Source organism: Pseudomonas sp. Pseusp49, assembly GCF_059491875.1.
In genome coordinates, this window is the sequence record NZ_CP168514.1 from 3,468,940 (window position 1) to 3,484,209 (window position 15,270).

Below are 15,270 nucleotides of genomic sequence, written 5' to 3' on the forward strand. Positions count from 1 at the left end.
GGGTTGCTCCTGATCGTTACTCGATTCAAAGTTAATCATAGTAAATAATACTACACCATCGATATGATTGCCCGGCACTGCCGCCGCCCAAAACCGACTCAGGCGCCGACCCGCTCGACCCGATCGGCGATCTGTCGTGCCTGTTGCAGCAATGCGTCCACTGCGCCACTGGCGGCTTCCACCCGCACCCGCAGTCGCCCCAGCGCACGGCCCTGGATGCGCTCGATACCCCCTTGCACCAGGTGCGTGCGGCCACCGAACAGCGCGGCGATGGCCGACAACTCCGGTTCGTGGCCACTGGCCCCGGTGTAGTGCAGGTCGAGCAGTATCGCGGCCGCCTGTGCTGACGGCACGTCATGCCCGGCCGACTGCAGTGTGCCGAGCAAGGCACGGGTGACATCGTGTTGCGGGTCACCGAACACTTGCCAGACGTCGCCTTGCTCGACCACCCGGCCTTGCTCCAGGACCACCACGCGGTCACAGAGGTCGCGGATCACCTCCATCTCGTGGGTGATCAGCATGATGGTCAGCCCCAGGCGCCGATTGATGTCGCGCAGCAATGCGAGAATCGCCTGGCTGCTCTGCGGATCAAGTGCCGAGGTCGCTTCGTCACACAGCAACAGATCCGGCTGCAACACCAGCGCCCGGGCAATGCCGACCCGCTGCTTTTGCCCGCCGGAGAGCTGCGCCGGGTACGCGTCACGCTTGTCCTGCAGCCCCACAAGCTGCAACAGCTCGTCGACTCGGCGCTCGCGCTCGGCACGTCCGATGCCCGCCAGCCGCAGCGGCAGGCCGACGTTGTCGCCGACGGTACGGGACGCCATCAGGTTGAAGTGCTGGAAGATCATCCCGGTGCGCTGCCGCAAGCCCGCCAGGCGTGCACGATCGAAGCCGACGATGTCCTCGCCCTCGATCAATACTTGCCCGCTGCTCGGTTGTTCCAGGCGGTTGAGCGAGCGCAGCAGCGAGGATTTGCCGGCGCCGCTGCGACCGATGATGCCGAACACCTCACCGCGGCGAATGTCCAGGTTGATGTCGTGCAGCGCTTGCACGCTCTGCTGCCCGACCCGGTAATGCTTGCCCAGGCCCACCAGCCGTATATGCACGGCGGCAGCCAGGGTCTGTGGATTGAAACTGACCATGAACGAAAGTCCCGCACAAACAAAAAAGTCACCCTGCCCTGTGGCGAGGGAGCTTGCTCCCGCTGGACTGCGTAGCAGTCCCATCTTTTGGGGCCGCTTCGCGGCCCAGCGGGACGGTGCGGCGATCCGACAAGCTCCCTGGCCACAGTAAGAGTGTTCGTCTTGGCTACCGGTCAGAAGCCGGGAGCGATCTGGCCCTTGTAGCGGGTCAGGATGAAATCGCGCACTTGCGGCGAGTTCAGGGCCTTGGCCAGCTTCTGGATACCCGGATCATTGATGTTGTCCGGACGGGCGACCAGGAACTCGACGTACAGGTCCTTGCCCTTCTCGACGATCAGCGCGCTGTTGGTGTCGATACCGGCCTCCAGTGCGTAGTTGGCAAAGACGAACGCCAGGTCCACCTGGCTGACCGCACGGGCCAGCAAGGCGCCTTCCAGTTCACGAATCTTCAGTTTGTGCGGGTTCTCGACGATGTCGTGTTGCGTCGCCAGGGTATTGCTCGGGTCCTTGAGCTTGATCAAACCGGCTTCGTGCAACAACACCAGGGCGCGTCCGGTGTTCACCGGATCGTTGGGAATGGCGACACTGGCACCTTCGGGCAGATCGGCAAGTTTCTTGATCCTGGTCGAATAGGCGCCGAACGGCTCGATGTGCACGCCCACTACCGGTACCAGATCGGTGTGCCGGGTCTTGTTGAAGTCATCGAGGAACGGCCGGTACTGGTAGTAGTTGGCGTCGAGGTTTTTCTCGGACAGTTGCAGGTTGGGCTGGATGAAGTCGCTGAAGACCTTGATGTCCAGATCAACCCCCTCCTTGGCCAGCACCGGTTTGACGAATTCCAGTATCTCCGCGTGAGGCACCGGGGTGGCGCCCACCACCAGTTTTTCGTTGGCGTGGGCGCTCAGGGATAAAACGGCTGCGAGGGCGGCCAGGGTCTTTTTCATGCTCATGACTCCAGAATGATCAAAAAGTGGCCGTCGTGAGGTGGACGTAGGGCCTGCAGCAGCGATACCCGGCTGCTGCGTTCGGGTAAGGCAGGCGCTTAGCGCCGTGTGTAATGCCGGACCAGGCGATCGCCGCTCATCTGCAAGGCCTGCACCAGCAGGATCAGCAGCAGCACGGTGACCACCATCACATCGGTCTGGAAACGCTGGTAACCGAAACGGATCGCCAGGTCCCCCAGGCCACCGCCGCCCACCACGCCGGCCATGGCGGTGTAGTCCACCAGCACAATGGCGGTGACCGTGACCGCAGCGATCAGCCCGGTCCGGGCTTCGGGCAGCAAGGTATGCAAGATGATTTGCCGGGTACTGGCGCCCATGGACTGCACGGCTTCAACCAGTCCGCGGTCGACTTCGCGCAAGGCACTTTCCACCAACCGGGCGAAGAACGGCGTGCAGCCAACCACCAAGGGTGGGATGGCGCCGCGCACGCCCAGCGAGGTGCCCGTGACCAGGGTGGTCACCGGGATCAGCACGATCAACAGAATGATGAACGGCATCGAGCGCAGCACGTTGGCCACCACCGACAACAGCCGGTACAGCCGCGGCGATTCGAGCAACTGGCGCTGGCCCGTCAGGTACAACAGCACGCCGAGCGGCAACCCGAGCAACACCGTGCAGGCCAGTGCCGCACCGAGCATGCTCGAGGTGTCCAGGCAAGCCTCGGCCACTTCGCCCCAATTGACGTGAGCGAACCACTCGTTCATCGCCGCTCTCCCACGCGCAAGGCCGCCGCCGGGTGGGGCGTCGCCAGGCGATCGCCCTGGCCGAAGAGCTTGTGGCGCAGGGTGCCGTCCTCGTACTCGCGCTTGAACAGACCCCGTGCCTGCAACTCCGGCACGAGCAGATCGACCACCGCCTCAAAGGTCTCCGGGGCGACCACGCTGGCCAGGTTGAAGCCGTCGACATCGGTTTGCTCGACCCACTCCTGAAGTTGATCGGCCACGGTTTTCGCCGAACCCACCAGCACCGGGCCATCGCCACCGATGGCGCAATAATCGGCAATCTCTGCGGTGGTCCAGGTCCGATTCGGGTCGGCGCGGGTAAACGCCTCTACGGCCGACTGGATGGCATCGCTGGGCACTTCACGCAGAATCTGGTCGGGCCTGTACTCACCGAAATCGATGCCGGTCCAGCCCGACATCAAGGTCAGGGCGCCGCTGGCACTGGCGTATTCGCGGTACTCGCGCAAGCGCTCCAGGGCTTCGGCGTCCGTCGCGGCGACGATCACCGTGAGCTGTTCGAACACCAGCACCTGATCGGCCTCGCGACCGGCCGCCTGAACCGCCGCACGCAGCTGCGCGACCTGTTGTTTGAGCACCACCTTGCTCGGCGCAGCCACAAACACGCACTCGGCATTCGCTGCTGCGAAGACCCGACCACGGCTGGAAGCGCCGGCCTGGTAGATCACCGGCGTGCGCTGTGGCGAAGGCTCGCTGAGGTGGAAACCGGGCACGCTGAAAAATTCGCCCTGATGAGCGATGCCGTGCACCTTGCGCGGATCGGCGTAAACCCCGCTGGCGCGGTCGGCCTGCACCGCGCCCTCCTCCCAGCTGGCTTCCCAGAGCTTGTAGCAAACCTGCAGATACTCCTCGGCCAGCGCATAACGCTGATCGTGGGACAACTGCCGCTCCTGGCCGAGGTTTCGCGCGCCGCTGCTCAGGTATGAGGTGACGATGTTCCAGCCCGCCCGCCCCGATGTCAGATGATCGAGGGTCGACATGCGTCGGGCGAACGGAAACGGATGCTCGAACGACACCGACGCCGTGACGCCAAAACCCAGGTGACGAGTCGCCGCGGCCATTGCCGGCACCAGTTGCAACGGATCGTTGACCGGCACTTGCGCCGCGCTGCGCAGCGCCTCGTCGGCACTGCCCTGGTAGACGTCATAGACGCCGAGCACATCGGCGATGAACAGGCCGTCGATCTTGCCGCGCTCCAGGGTTTTCGCCAGTTCGATCCAGTAGTGAATGTCGGTGTAGCGTGTGGACTGATCACGGGGGTGGCGCCACTGGCCGGGCGACAAGTGCCCGACGGTATTCATGCTGAAGGCGTTGAGACGAATTTGCTTGGGCATCTGCGCGTCCTCAGGACCAGTCATGGCGAGGCGGCTTGATGCCGTTGAGCAACCAGTTACCCACGACGTGGTACTTCCAGCGCACAGGGTCGTGCAGGGTATGGACCCGCGCGTTACGCCAATGGCGGTCGAGGTTGTGCTTGCGTAGCGTCGAGCGGGTGCCGCCCAGTTCAAACAGCTTGTTGCTGGCCTCGATGGCGATTTCGGTGGTCAACACCTTGGCCCTGGCCACGGCCAGCGAAGCCTGCGCAACCGACTGCTCATCGGGTGCCGAGCGGGCCTGGTCGAGCACCAGGCCCGCACGCTCGAGCAGCGCCTCGGCGGCTTCCAGACGGATGTCCAGTGCGCCGACCTGAATGATGGTCAACGGGTCTTCGCTGGCCTTTTCCACCCCGGCATCGATCCATGGCCGCGCCTGCTCGCGGACAAAGCTGATGGTGTCACACAGCGCCGCACGGGCAATGCCCGCATCGATGGCCGCCGTGGTGATCTGCGCAAAGGGGCCGGCCAGGGTCGGGCGTTCGTAGGAGCGGTAAGTCGGGAACAGGTTGAAGGCCGGCACCCACAGCCCCTCGACCAGCACGGTGCCGCTGGACGTGGTGCGCTGGCCGATGCTGTCCCAGTCGTCCACCACATTCAAACCCTCGGTGTGGCGCGGCACGAAGGCCAGTTGTGCACGGTCTTCGCTGTCCAGGGCCAATACGCCCAGCCAATGGGCATAAAGCGATCCGGTGCAATAACCCTTGCGCCCGTCGATGCGATAGCCCTCGCCGTCTGCAACCAGGCGGGTACGGATGTCCTGCACGTTCTTGCCGCCGGTTTCCGACAGCGCATTGGCGAAACGATTGCCCGCCAGGGCCAGCTCGAAGAAGAACTGCTTCTGGTCGTGGCTACCCTGCAGGCGGATGTCTTCCAGCAGGCAGTAATGGTTCTGCGGGATCTGGCCAAGGGATGGATCGGCCGCCGAGACAATCGCGATGACTTGGGCCAGGGTCGCATAGGACACCTCGGCGCCACCGTACTGCCGAGGCACCGTAATGCCCCAGAGCCCGCTGTTGGAAAAAGCATCGACCACCTCGGCCGGCACCTGGCGCGTCTGATCGCGCTCGGAGGCGCCGACCTGCAACAGCGCGGCGATTTCATGGGCGATGCGTATGGCTTCGGCGTCATCACGGATCACATGGGCCGAAGGTGGATTGATCGGGTAGGCGGCTGCAACTGACATGGATTCCTCACTCTAGCGATGGCTCCGCCAACGGCCGCACAGTCCTGCAAATGACTGTCGGTACGGAGCCTTACCCAGATGGAGCATGATCCATGCCATGATATTTAAACGTTAAATATCAGTACCTTACAAAATAAAGCGAAGCGTGAAATCGCCAGCCGGACAGTTGTTGTTGAAGTACTGTTGATTATTCAACAGTGCCGATTACTGCGATTCACCGGGAGCAGAGCGCGAACGGTTGCGCTTGTGTCGTGCCTGTTCCTCTTCGGCCAATGCCTGACGAACGAGGGCCCGCGCTGCCCAGCTGGCGGTGTCGAGTGATTCTTCGACGCTCGCGCGACTGATATCGCGCACGGCGATCAAGGCCTCGGTGCCCATGACGATCGACAGCGCCTGTTTCAGTCGTTTGCGCGCGCGGGGTGAGAGCACGTCCTTGAGCGAGTCGACGATCGGCTCGATGTAGCTCATGCGCCGGCCCGGCCGCAGCGGCGTCTGGGGAGACGGGTTTTCCAGCCACACCGTCATGAACGATCGCTCCATCACGTGCAGGCCGATCTCGTCGTCGATCAGGACTTTGTTCAACGCCTGTGCCGCCAGGCCAATGCCCTTCACCGGATCGTCCCCCGGTCGCCAGATCTGCTCCAGTGGCTTGATGTCGCGCTCGGCGGCCGTCTCGCTGATCAGCGCTTCAGGTGAGGGAAAGTAGCGATAGGCGGTGGCGCGAGACACCATTGCGCGCTCAGCCACTTGCGCGACAGTCGGGTCGTGGCCCTCGTCGCGCAAGGCGATGGCGGCATCGATCAGCGCTTGCCGCGTTCTGAGCTTCTGGTTGGATCGGCCCTGGGAATCGCCGTCGCGGACAGACGGGCTTGACTTGGGAATCGGCATGGAATAAATGATACTCCGTCTTATCATGAGACACGCGTCTCATAATAGAGGCGTGGCACGGGATATGCCACTGCCCCGTGTGCCGAACAACCAGCGCGCCGGGCTCAACGATTTCATATCAGGATTTCAGCAACTGAGCGCGCCCCCGGGCGCATGAGGTGAATGCGATGAATCACAATCCCCGTTCGCGGACCTGGTTTCGGCTGGCGGCCATCTACTTTGCCATTGGCGTGGCGCTGGGTGTCGCGATGGGCGCGTCCGGCGACCATTCGCTCTACGCAGTACATGCCCATATCAATCTGTTGGGGTGGGTGTCGATGGCCCTGTTCGGTGTCATCGGCACGCTGCACCCGTCCATCACCGGAGGGCGAGCGGCGGCCGCACAGTTCTGGCTGTACAACCTGAGTGTGCCGGTGATGCTGGGTGCACTGCTGCTGCGCCTCAAGGGCTTTGCGGCAGTCGAGCCATTGATTGCCATTGCCTCCCTGCTCATCGGCTGCAGCGTGCTGTTGTTCGTGTGGCTGGTGTACTCGCGCATCGGGGCAACGGCCAAGAGTTTGAGCAATACGGCACTTGAATCGCGCCTGTCATAGTCGCGGCTATTGGGCGGCCTATCGGTGTGGGGCGCGAGATCAACCCCCGCACCGATGTCTGCCACTGACCGTCATGGGCCATCGATTCACGACTCGTCGGCAACCACCCTGACCCTGTGGCAGTCGGCCGGCCCAAGCTTCTGACCGCTGGATGAGCGAACTTCAATCGGCATCAGGGTCTGGCCGCGCTCATTGTCCAGCAGCACGGAACGCGTCTCCTCGCGCTTGAACATGAAACGTTCACCCCACTGCCGCAGGCTGACCACCACCGGAAAGATCTCCCGCCCTTTGTCCGTAAGGGCGTACTCCTTGTAGGCGCTACCGTCTGATGCGGGTTGAACGTCGAACACACCGACCTCAACCAGGGTTTTCAAGCGCGATGCCAGAATGTTCTTGGCCACGCCCAGGCTTTTCTGAAATTCGCTGAATCGGCGAATGCCGTCGAATGCGTCGCGGATGATCATCAGCGACCATCGATCCCCAATGGCCTCCAGTGTTCTGGCTACCGGGCATTCGCTGCTGTGGGATGAAGTGTCTTCGACCATCGTATTGACCTTCTGGATTAAGGATTGCCGGGCCTGCCGTGCAATCCCGAGCAAAGTGGTTGCAATTTAAAACCTGATTCGATAACAATTCAATCCAGTTTTTAATTGAAACCAGTTTAGCGCCACGGAGGCTCCTGTGACAGCCGATTCCGATTCAGCCACCTGTCCTTTCGACCCGCAGGCTTCGGGCCTGCCCGATGCGGATAATGAAGAAAGCGCCCGCGCAGACAGCTCTGCGGGGCTTTCTCCCTCACTTACGCTGTTGTTTTCCGTCACCTGCGCGCTGGCGGTGGCCAACGTGTATTTCGCTCAACCCCTGCTCGATTCAATGGCTCAGAGCCTGGGGGTTGCCTCATCGATGATCGGGGTCGTGGTGACGGCTACCCAGGTCGGTTACGCGCTGGGGTTGCTGTTCATCGTCCCGCTGGGCGACTTGCTCAACCGCAAGGGGTTGATCCTCACGCAAGTGCTGCTGTCTGCGGTTGCCCTGGCGGGGGTCGGCGCAGCGCAGCAATGGCTGGCCCTGTTGGGCGCCATGGTCATCGTCGGTTTGCTCGCGGTGATGGTTCAAGTGCTGGTGGCCTATGCCGCCGTGCTGGCAACGCCGTCACAACGCGGCCAGGCCGTGGGCACCGTCACCAGCGGCATTGTCCTGGGCATTCTCCTGGCGCGGTTTACCTCTGGGCTGATCGCCGACCTGGCGGGTTGGCGCGCCGTGTATTTCGTTTCTTCAGGATTGATGCTGGTCCTCGCGGCGGTGTTCTGGAAAGTGCTTCCTGCCACCGAGTCTCCACGCAACCGAAACACCTACCCGGCACTCATCCGTTCGATGTTCAGGCTGTTCATGACCGAACCGGTCTTGCGCATCCGTGGCCTGCTGGCCTTGCTGATCTTTGCCGCGTTTTCGGTGTTGTGGACATCCATGGTGCTGCCACTGAGCGCGCCTCCGCTGTCGCTGTCGCACACAGCCATCGGCCTGTTCGGCCTGGCCGGCGTCGCCGGTGCCCTTGCTGCCAGAAGAGCCGGTCGCTGGGCCGACCGGGGGCTGGGGCAACGCGTGACCGGCATTTCGCTGGTGATCCTGACGCTGTCCTGGTTGCCCATCGCGTTTGCGCCGACGTCACTGATCGCGCTGGTGTGCGCAGTGGTCCTGCTCGACTTCGCGGTGCAAGCCGTACACGTCACCAACCAGAGCCTCATTTTTGCCGCACGCCCCGACGCCCAAAGCCGCATGGTGGGCGCCTACATGTGCTTTTACTCGGTGGGCAGCGCACTGGGGGCCGCGGCCGCGACCCAGGTGTATGCGCACTGGGGCTGGACAGCCGTCAGCCTGCTGGGTGCCTCGATCAGTGCGACGGCCCTGGTGCTGTGGTTGATCACCTGGCGTTGGCACAGGCAGCGCTACGCCAGATAACCTCAGTGCCTGGTTTTGCGCTCGAGCATGCGCACGCCAAGTGAAAGCGGATAACACAGGGCAAAGTAGATCGCGCCGACCAGAATGTAGATTTCCAGCGGCATGAAATACACCGAACTCAAATCCTGTGCCCGCAGCATCAAGTCCGGTGCCGCGATCAGCGAAGCCACGGACGTATCCTTCAACAGCGAGATCGCGACGTTGCCTATGGGCGCCAGCACGATGCGGATGGCCTGGGGCAACACGACCCAGCGCAGCACGTTGTGGCGTGCCATGCCAATCGCTTTCGCCGCTTCCACCTGGCCCTTGGGCACGGCTTCCAGCCCCGCACGGTAAATCTCTGCCAGATACGCCGCAGCGTTCAGTCCCAGGCCAATCATCGCGGCCTGGAACGAGCTGAAGTGAACGCCGATTTCGGTCAGGCTGAAATAGACGATGAACAACTGCACCAACGCCGGAGTGCCACGGAACAGCTCGATGTAATAGAGCGCCGCGCGCCGCAATGCGCGGTTGCCGGAAAGCCGTGCCAGCGCCACCAGCAAACCGACGATCAAGCCGATGACCAACGCACCGAACGCCAACTGGAGTGTGGCCCAGGCGGCCGCCAGCAATTCGACATGGGTCGCGTCCCACAACTCGCCATAGCCCATCTCAATTCTCCTTGACGACTTTGAGGCGGCGTTCGGTGCGCGCCGCCCAATGGGAAAGCACCAGGCTCAGGATCAGGTAGATCATCGCCAGCAGGAAGTAGATCAGGTTGGTCTGGTAGGTTTCGCTGACCAGCATTTTCGCCTTGAACGTCAACTCCGGCACTGCCGCCGCAGACGCCAGGGAGGTGTCCTTGAGCAGGCCGATGGCGAAGTTGGCCATCCCCGGAATCGCCACCTTGAATGCCTGCGGCAGCACGATAATGCGCATCGCCAGAGACCGGGTCATGCCGATGGAGAACGCCGCTTCGCTTTGTCCACGGTCAATGGTGCGGATGCTCGACCGGAAAACCTCCGACAGAATGGCCGCACCGTTCAGGCCGAAACCGATGATCGCCGCACCGATGGCCGGCAAGGTAATGCCGATATAGGTCAGGCCAAAGTACAGAATGAACAACTGGGTCAGGATCGGTATGTTGCGGAAGATCTCCAGGTAAACGCTGGCGATCAGGCTCAGGAGGCGGCTGCGCGAAAGCCGCATCAACGCCAGGCAAAAACCCAGCAACGCCGCCACTACAAACGCAGCAGCCGTCAGGCCGATGGTGGTCAGCGCGCCGACGCCCAGTACGTTCAGGAAGTACGGCAGCATCTCGATGGCTTTGTTCAGTGCAGTGGTGTCGAACATCGATCAATGCTCCTGCACGGCGCGGATGAAGGAGCGGGTGCGTTCGACCTGGCTCTCGCGGAAAATCTGCCGCGGCGGCCCCTGTTCGACGATATTGCCGTCGGCCATGAAGATCACCTGGTCGGAAACGCTTTCGGCGAAGCTCATTTCGTGGGTGACGATGATCATCGTCATGCCCTCCTCCGCCAGCCTGCGCATCACGCCCAGCACTTCCCCGACCAACTCCGGGTCCAGCGCCGAGGTCGCCTCGTCGAACAGCATCAACTTGGGTCTCATCGCCAGCGCCCGGGCAATGGCGATCCGTTGCTGCTGCCCGCCCGACAGTTGCTCGGGAAAGGCATCGCGCTTGGCGAACATGCCGACCTTGTTCAGCAGGTCCTCGGCCAGCTCCACCGCTTCGGCGCGATTGCGCTGCTGCACCTTGAGCGGACCGAGGATGATGTTTTCCAGCACCGACAGGTGCGGGAACAGGTTGAAGCGCTGGAACACCATGCCGATTTCGGCGCGCATCCGCGCCAGTTCCTTATCGCTCATGGGCACTTTTCGGCTGCCCACCAGGCGCTGGCCGATCAGTTCGTTGTCAATGTAGATGTCGCCTTTGGTCGGCTCTTCCAGGTAGTTGACGCAGCGCAGCAAGGTGGTCTTGCCCGAGCCGCTGGGGCCGATGAGCGAGATTTTCTGGCCCTGCTGCACGTTGAGGTCGATGCCTTTGAGAACGTCCAGGCTACCGAAGGACTTGTGCAGCCCTTCGATACGCACCAGTGGAGTGGATTCAGCCATGGGTCAGGTCCTCGATTCAGGCAAAGGCCTGACTGAAATCACGGGCTGGATGCTCGAAGGGTCCGATGACATTGCCCTTCTCGTCGCGGTCCACACCGATGCGCGGGTCCTTGGCGGGCGGCACGAGGTAGTCCGGGTTCTTGATGCCGTACTTGGCCAGCACCGGTTTGATCTGATCCGTGGCTTTCAACCAGCGCAGTCCCTGGTTCACCCCATCGAACAGGTCCTGGTTCTGCGGATGAACGCCCCAGATCGCCTCGAACTTGGCGGTCAGGCTGGGGAATTTCTCGTCGTAGGCCATGGGGATCTGCTTGAGCTTGAGGCTGGGGTCCTGAAGGATCATGTAGTCGATGGTCGGCGCATCCAGCACAGCAAAATCCAGGCGCCCGGCGCGCACGTCGCGCAGGCAGGAATCGGTGTTGTCGTAGAGTTTGACCTCCTTCACGCCCTCGATTTTCTTCATGTCGGGGATGGTGAAATAACCGGTGATGGCGCCGATGGTACGGCCCTTCACATCGTTGACCGTGATCGAGGTATCGAACGGTTCGCTATCGCGCATGATCACGTAGGCACCGGTGTAGAACACCGGGTCGGTCAACAGCAGGATTTTCGAACGCATGGGGTTCCAGGCGAAGTTGCCGCCGAACCAGTCGGCACGCCCGGACCGCACGGCCTCGACCACCGCCGGGAAGCCCATGGTCAGTACGTCGAGCTTGAGCTCGAGGCGGTCGGCAATCAGCTTGAGCAACTCCAGATCGGTACCGACCGGGACGCCTTCACGCAGCGCGCCCAGGGGCATGTCGCCCAGACAGGCTGCGGTCAGGTAGCCGGGACGTACGGTCTTGATCGGTTTGTCGGCAGCGAACGCGAACGACACCGGGCCCGTGGCACTGGCAGCCATTGCTGCCAACGAACCGTAGCCTGCGGCCTTGAGCACTGCGCGCCGGGAAACACCCTGGGTATTGAACTTGAAGTCGGACATACATCACCTATAGGCAAATTATTGTTGTGACCGGTACAAGCCTTGCAACTGAACCGCCGTCCGTGGCGCGATGCTTCCCGTGATTTATGACCGTGTCGGCAGACCCGCGAGGATGTCGATGGCATTGACGTGGGGAGTGGCGGCGGTTTGCCGTTGGCGCCTGAGGACCAGGTAAGCGACAGACACCACGGCGAGACTGACGAGGCTGGCGAGGAACTGTGTACGCAAGGATTCCTGGAACGCCATCGCCACCAAAACACCCGCGATCACTGCCACCACAGCATAGGACAGCCATGGGAACAGCCACATCCTGAGGGTCAGCCGGGCCGGTGCGGTGGCTTCGACCTGGCGTCGAACCTTGATCTGCGCCAGCGCCACGGCCAGGTACACGAACAGCATCACCGCACCGGAAGCGTTGACCAGGAACAGGAACACGCCCTGCGGAGAAATGATCGCCGCCATGATCGCGATGTAGCCGATCACACTGCTGAGCAGTACGGCGGCCCTGGGCACTTTGCGCCCGGTCAGCACCGACAGTTTTGCCGGGGCGTCACCGCGCTGGCTGAGGCCGAACAGAATCCGCGAAGACACGTACAGTCCGGAGTTCAGCGCCGACAGCACAGCAACCAGCACCACTGCCTGCATGATCATCGCCGCCCCTGGAATGCGCATGACCTCCAGCGCTGCCACGAACGGCGAATGACCGGCGACGATCTGGCCCCAGGGCACCACGCAGACAATCAGGAAGATCGAGCCGACATAAAAGGTGATGACACGGAAGATCACCGAACGGGTCATGTTCGCCACGTTCTTCGACGGATCGTCGGATTCGGCGGCGGCAATCGTCGCGATCTCGGCGCCGCCGACCGCGAAGATCACCGTAGGCACGCCGGCCAGGATTGCACTCACCCCGTAAGGCATGAAGCCGCGGTCATTCACCAGGTTGCCCAGCAGCGCGCTGGTGCTCGGCGCGAACCCGAACAGGTAGGCGCCCACCACAAAGATGAAGACGATGATCGCGAAAACCTTCAATGAGGCGAACCAGTACTCGAACTCGCCATAGGACTTCACCGACAGGCAGTTGATGGCGGTCATGATCGCCAGCAGGCTCAGCCCGATCATCCAGGCCGGCAGCGGTATCCACTGTTCAAGGATATTGGCGCCGACCACCGCTTCCACCGCCACCACGATCACCCAAAAGTACCAGTACAACCAGCCACTGGTGAACCCGACCCAATTACCCAGGCCGATACGTGCGTATTCGGTAAAGGAGCCGACGCCGGGCAGCGCCACGGCCATTTCACCGAGCATGCGCATCACCAGCATCACCACGATGCCGGCAGCGAGATAACTGAGAAACGCGGCGGGCCCGATCGCCTGGATCGTAGCGCTGCTGCCGACAAACAGGCCGGCACCAATGATGCCGCCCAGGGAAATCATGGTGATATGGCGTTGACGCAGTGCCCCGCTGAGGCGTTGCTGGCCGGATGTTGTCTTGCTTGGCTGGACGTTGCTCATCGGAGGACCTCCGCTGCGGTGGATAGGGTCGATCGACCGGATAAATTCATCGAAGACTTTGCGCGAGGGGGACAACTCACCGGATACTCTGTGCCGCCCACTCTCGGGGACAAGAAGCTTTGGTGTCGGGTAGCCAGGGCTGAGCCCGGCTGGAAAGTTCTATGAGTCATGTGCTTACCCGTTTGAGCTGGTCATCGCCAGCCATTTTCTTATTGTGTTGCATGACAAGCATTACAACTCACACACTAATCACGGTTTTTTAGCTTGTCAATGGGCTTTGTATCGGATAAAAAGCAATACAAATTCGCTTATTGTCTGGCTCAGAGCATGACAAGCAGGGATAAAGCACCATGAGTCAATTCGAACAACTGCTGGACGAACTCAAAGCCAGCGCGGCGCTGCAACGTGACAAGGCAGAAACCCTTTATGCCCAGCTGGCCGAATCGCTGGCCGAAGCGATCGGCAACGGCAAGCTCAAGCCGGGCGAACGCCTGCCACCCCATCGCGATTTCGCCAGTGCACTGGGGGTGAACATCACCACGGTGACCAAAGCCATGGCCGTGCTGCAACAAAAGGGACTGGTGGAAAGCCGCCCAGGCCGCGGGACGCAAGTTGCACAACTGCGGCATCCGGCGGCGCAGTTTCAGTCGGCCCCCAGCAATGACCCGGGCACCGTCGACCTGAGCGTCAATCGCCCCGCCACCGATGGCTTCAATCGAGTGCTGGCGCAGCTGTTGCCGCGCCTGGCCAGCGATCCGCGTTTTGCCGACATGAAGGACTATCACCCGTCCGAAGGCCCGCTGTGGGCCCGTGAAGCGGCGGCGCAATGGTTGCGCCACACCGGCGTCGAGGCCCAGGCCTCGCAGATGCTGATTTGCGAAGGCGCCCAACACGGGATCGCCAGCACCTTGCGCAGCCTGACCAACAGCGGCGATACCGTGCTGGCCGACAGCGTGACGTATCAAGGCATCAACGCCTTGTGCCGTTCGCTGGGGCTGATTCTGGTCGGGGTCGACGCCGATGAGCGCGGCATGTCCCCCCAAGCCCTGCGCCAGGCCTGCGTCGAACATCAGCCACGCCTGTTGTTTCTGGTGCCGTCGATCCACAACCCGACCGCCATCACCCTCGATGCCGAGCGCCGCAAAGAACTGGCGACAGTCATTCGGGAAACCAGCCTGCTGGTCATCGAAGACGACGTCTATCGTCCCTTGCTGGACAAGTCGCCGGCGCCTTTCGCCGCGCTGCTGCCGGAGCGCACGATCTATATCTCGGCCCTGTCCAAATGCATCGCGCCGGGGCTGCGCATGGGGTTTGTCATGGCGCCGCAACCCCTGGTGCAGGACATCGCCGCCATGCAGCGCATCGACTGCTGGAGTACGTCACCCCTGACGGCGCTGATCGCCGCCCGGTTGATCGAGGACGGTCATGCCGAGCAATTGGTGTCGGAACAGCGCGAAGAACTGCGCATTCGCCAGGCGCTGCTGGCCACGCACCTTGAAGGCCTGGAGTTCCAGCACAGCGCCACCGGCACCCACGCCTGGCTGGTACTGCCGGAGCCCTGGACCGGCTCGCGTTTCGCCCGCCTGTGTCAGGACCGCGGTGTGGTGCTGCTGGCCGGCGGTGCCTTCACCTTGCGCCCGGAACTCTCGCCGCAAGCCGTACGCATCAATATCTCCGCGGCCCTGTCACGGGAGCAGTTGATCAAAGCCCTGACCATCATCAGCCAGTTGGCGCGTCAGGGTCACCTCCACATGCACAACCGGATCTGAGGAC

General features: G+C 62.3%; 15 protein-coding genes. 3 read left to right on the forward strand and 12 right to left on the reverse strand.

What is annotated here, in order from left to right; genetic code table 11:
* Positions 1-98: 98 nt before the first annotated feature.
* The 6 genes from ACEN83_RS15580 to ACEN83_RS15605 all read right to left on the reverse strand — a co-directional run bounded on the left by ACEN83_RS15580 (position 99) and on the right by ACEN83_RS15605 (position 6,333).
* Entirely contained in the window at positions 99-1,142 is a 1,044-nt protein-coding gene (locus ACEN83_RS15580; protein WP_495577625.1) for a methionine ABC transporter ATP-binding protein, read from the reverse strand.
* Between the two features lie 173 nt (positions 1,143-1,315).
* The gene (locus tag ACEN83_RS15585; RefSeq protein ID WP_007974850.1) at positions 1,316-2,086 is read right to left on the reverse strand and encodes a MetQ/NlpA family ABC transporter substrate-binding protein; all 771 of its coding nucleotides are present in this window, start codon (positions 2,084-2,086) and stop codon (positions 1,316-1,318) included.
* Between the two features lie 98 nt (positions 2,087-2,184).
* Positions 2,185-2,850, reverse strand: a complete 666-nt coding sequence (locus ACEN83_RS15590) for a methionine ABC transporter permease (protein ID WP_007974852.1) — start codon at positions 2,848-2,850, stop codon at positions 2,185-2,187.
* Positions 2,847-4,220: an LLM class flavin-dependent oxidoreductase gene (locus ACEN83_RS15595; protein WP_495577626.1), complete on the reverse strand. Its 1,374-nt coding sequence runs from the start codon at positions 4,218-4,220 to the stop codon at positions 2,847-2,849. Before ACEN83_RS15595 ends, ACEN83_RS15590 begins: the two co-directional genes overlap by 4 nt.
* Before the next feature lie 10 nt (positions 4,221-4,230).
* Positions 4,231-5,445 (reverse strand): SfnB family sulfur acquisition oxidoreductase, encoded by a 1,215-nt coding sequence (locus tag ACEN83_RS15600; protein ID WP_495577627.1) that lies wholly within the window; start codon positions 5,443-5,445, stop codon positions 4,231-4,233.
* Positions 5,446-5,649: 204 nt separating this feature from the next.
* On the reverse strand, positions 5,650-6,333 hold the full coding sequence (locus ACEN83_RS15605; RefSeq protein ID WP_495577628.1) for a TetR/AcrR family transcriptional regulator: 684 nt from the start codon (positions 6,331-6,333) through the stop codon (positions 5,650-5,652).
* 167 nt (positions 6,334-6,500) lie between these two features.
* Here ACEN83_RS15605 and ACEN83_RS15610 point away from each other — a divergent pair, with 167 nt between their 5' ends.
* Positions 6,501-6,926 (forward strand): hypothetical protein, encoded by a 426-nt coding sequence (locus tag ACEN83_RS15610; RefSeq protein ID WP_495577629.1) that lies wholly within the window; start codon positions 6,501-6,503, stop codon positions 6,924-6,926.
* Between the two features lie 86 nt (positions 6,927-7,012).
* Here the strand turns inward: ACEN83_RS15610 and ACEN83_RS15615 are convergent, their stop codons facing one another.
* A complete protein-coding gene (locus tag ACEN83_RS15615) occupies positions 7,013-7,471 on the reverse strand; it encodes a winged helix-turn-helix transcriptional regulator (protein ID WP_495577630.1) in 459 nt (152 codons plus the stop codon).
* A gap of 136 nt (positions 7,472-7,607) precedes the next feature.
* Between ACEN83_RS15615 and ACEN83_RS15620 the strand changes: the two genes are divergently transcribed.
* Positions 7,608-8,885 (forward strand): MFS transporter, encoded by a 1,278-nt coding sequence (locus ACEN83_RS15620; protein WP_495577631.1) that lies wholly within the window; start codon positions 7,608-7,610, stop codon positions 8,883-8,885.
* 2 nt (positions 8,886-8,887) lie between these two features.
* Here ACEN83_RS15620 and ACEN83_RS15625 read toward each other — a convergent pair whose 3' ends face one another.
* The 5 genes from ACEN83_RS15625 to ACEN83_RS15645 form a co-directional block, all read right to left on the reverse strand.
* A complete protein-coding gene (locus ACEN83_RS15625; RefSeq protein ID WP_102699564.1) occupies positions 8,888-9,535 on the reverse strand; it encodes an amino acid ABC transporter permease in 648 nt (215 codons plus the stop codon).
* A 1-nt stretch (position 9,536) separates the two neighbouring features.
* The gene (locus ACEN83_RS15630) at positions 9,537-10,217 is read right to left on the reverse strand and encodes an amino acid ABC transporter permease (RefSeq protein WP_102699563.1); all 681 of its coding nucleotides are present in this window, start codon (positions 10,215-10,217) and stop codon (positions 9,537-9,539) included.
* Between the two features lie 3 nt (positions 10,218-10,220).
* Positions 10,221-10,997: an amino acid ABC transporter ATP-binding protein gene (locus ACEN83_RS15635; protein ID WP_116579449.1), complete on the reverse strand. Its 777-nt coding sequence runs from the start codon at positions 10,995-10,997 to the stop codon at positions 10,221-10,223.
* Between the two features lie 16 nt (positions 10,998-11,013).
* Positions 11,014-11,979: an ABC transporter substrate-binding protein gene (locus tag ACEN83_RS15640; RefSeq protein WP_495577632.1), complete on the reverse strand. Its 966-nt coding sequence runs from the start codon at positions 11,977-11,979 to the stop codon at positions 11,014-11,016.
* 84 nt (positions 11,980-12,063) lie between these two features.
* Positions 12,064-13,497, reverse strand: a complete 1,434-nt coding sequence (locus ACEN83_RS15645; protein WP_429396083.1) for an amino acid permease — start codon at positions 13,495-13,497, stop codon at positions 12,064-12,066.
* A 350-nt stretch (positions 13,498-13,847) separates the two neighbouring features.
* Here ACEN83_RS15645 and ACEN83_RS15650 point away from each other — a divergent pair, with 350 nt between their 5' ends.
* A complete protein-coding gene (locus ACEN83_RS15650) occupies positions 13,848-15,266 on the forward strand; it encodes an aminotransferase-like domain-containing protein (protein WP_495577633.1) in 1,419 nt (472 codons plus the stop codon).
* The last annotated feature ends 4 nt before the right edge of the window (positions 15,267-15,270 follow it).

Coding starts and splice junctions, on each gene's coding strand:
- ACEN83_RS15580 (WP_495577625.1), bottom strand. CDS start 1,142: ATGGTCAGTTTCAATCCACAGACCCTGGCTGCCGCCGTGCATATACGG.
- ACEN83_RS15585 (WP_007974850.1), bottom strand. CDS start 2,086: ATGAAAAAGACCCTGGCCGCCCTCGCAGCCGTTTTATCCCTGAGCGCC.
- ACEN83_RS15590 (WP_007974852.1), bottom strand. CDS start 2,850: ATGAACGAGTGGTTCGCTCACGTCAATTGGGGCGAAGTGGCCGAGGCT.
- ACEN83_RS15595 (WP_495577626.1), bottom strand. CDS start 4,220: ATGCCCAAGCAAATTCGTCTCAACGCCTTCAGCATGAATACCGTCGGG.
- ACEN83_RS15600 (WP_495577627.1), bottom strand. CDS start 5,445: ATGTCAGTTGCAGCCGCCTACCCGATCAATCCACCTTCGGCCCATGTG.
- ACEN83_RS15605 (WP_495577628.1), bottom strand. CDS start 6,333: ATGCCGATTCCCAAGTCAAGCCCGTCTGTCCGCGACGGCGATTCCCAG.
- ACEN83_RS15610 (WP_495577629.1), top strand. CDS start 6,501: ATGAATCACAATCCCCGTTCGCGGACCTGGTTTCGGCTGGCGGCCATC.
- ACEN83_RS15615 (WP_495577630.1), bottom strand. CDS start 7,471: ATGGTCGAAGACACTTCATCCCACAGCAGCGAATGCCCGGTAGCCAGA.
- ACEN83_RS15625 (WP_102699564.1), bottom strand. CDS start 9,535: ATGGGCTATGGCGAGTTGTGGGACGCGACCCATGTCGAATTGCTGGCG.
- ACEN83_RS15630 (WP_102699563.1), bottom strand. CDS start 10,217: ATGTTCGACACCACTGCACTGAACAAAGCCATCGAGATGCTGCCGTAC.
- ACEN83_RS15635 (WP_116579449.1), bottom strand. CDS start 10,997: ATGGCTGAATCCACTCCACTGGTGCGTATCGAAGGGCTGCACAAGTCC.
- ACEN83_RS15640 (WP_495577632.1), bottom strand. CDS start 11,979: ATGTCCGACTTCAAGTTCAATACCCAGGGTGTTTCCCGGCGCGCAGTG.
- ACEN83_RS15645 (WP_429396083.1), bottom strand. CDS start 13,497: ATGAGCAACGTCCAGCCAAGCAAGACAACATCCGGCCAGCAACGCCTC.
- ACEN83_RS15650 (WP_495577633.1), top strand. CDS start 13,848: ATGAGTCAATTCGAACAACTGCTGGACGAACTCAAAGCCAGCGCGGCG.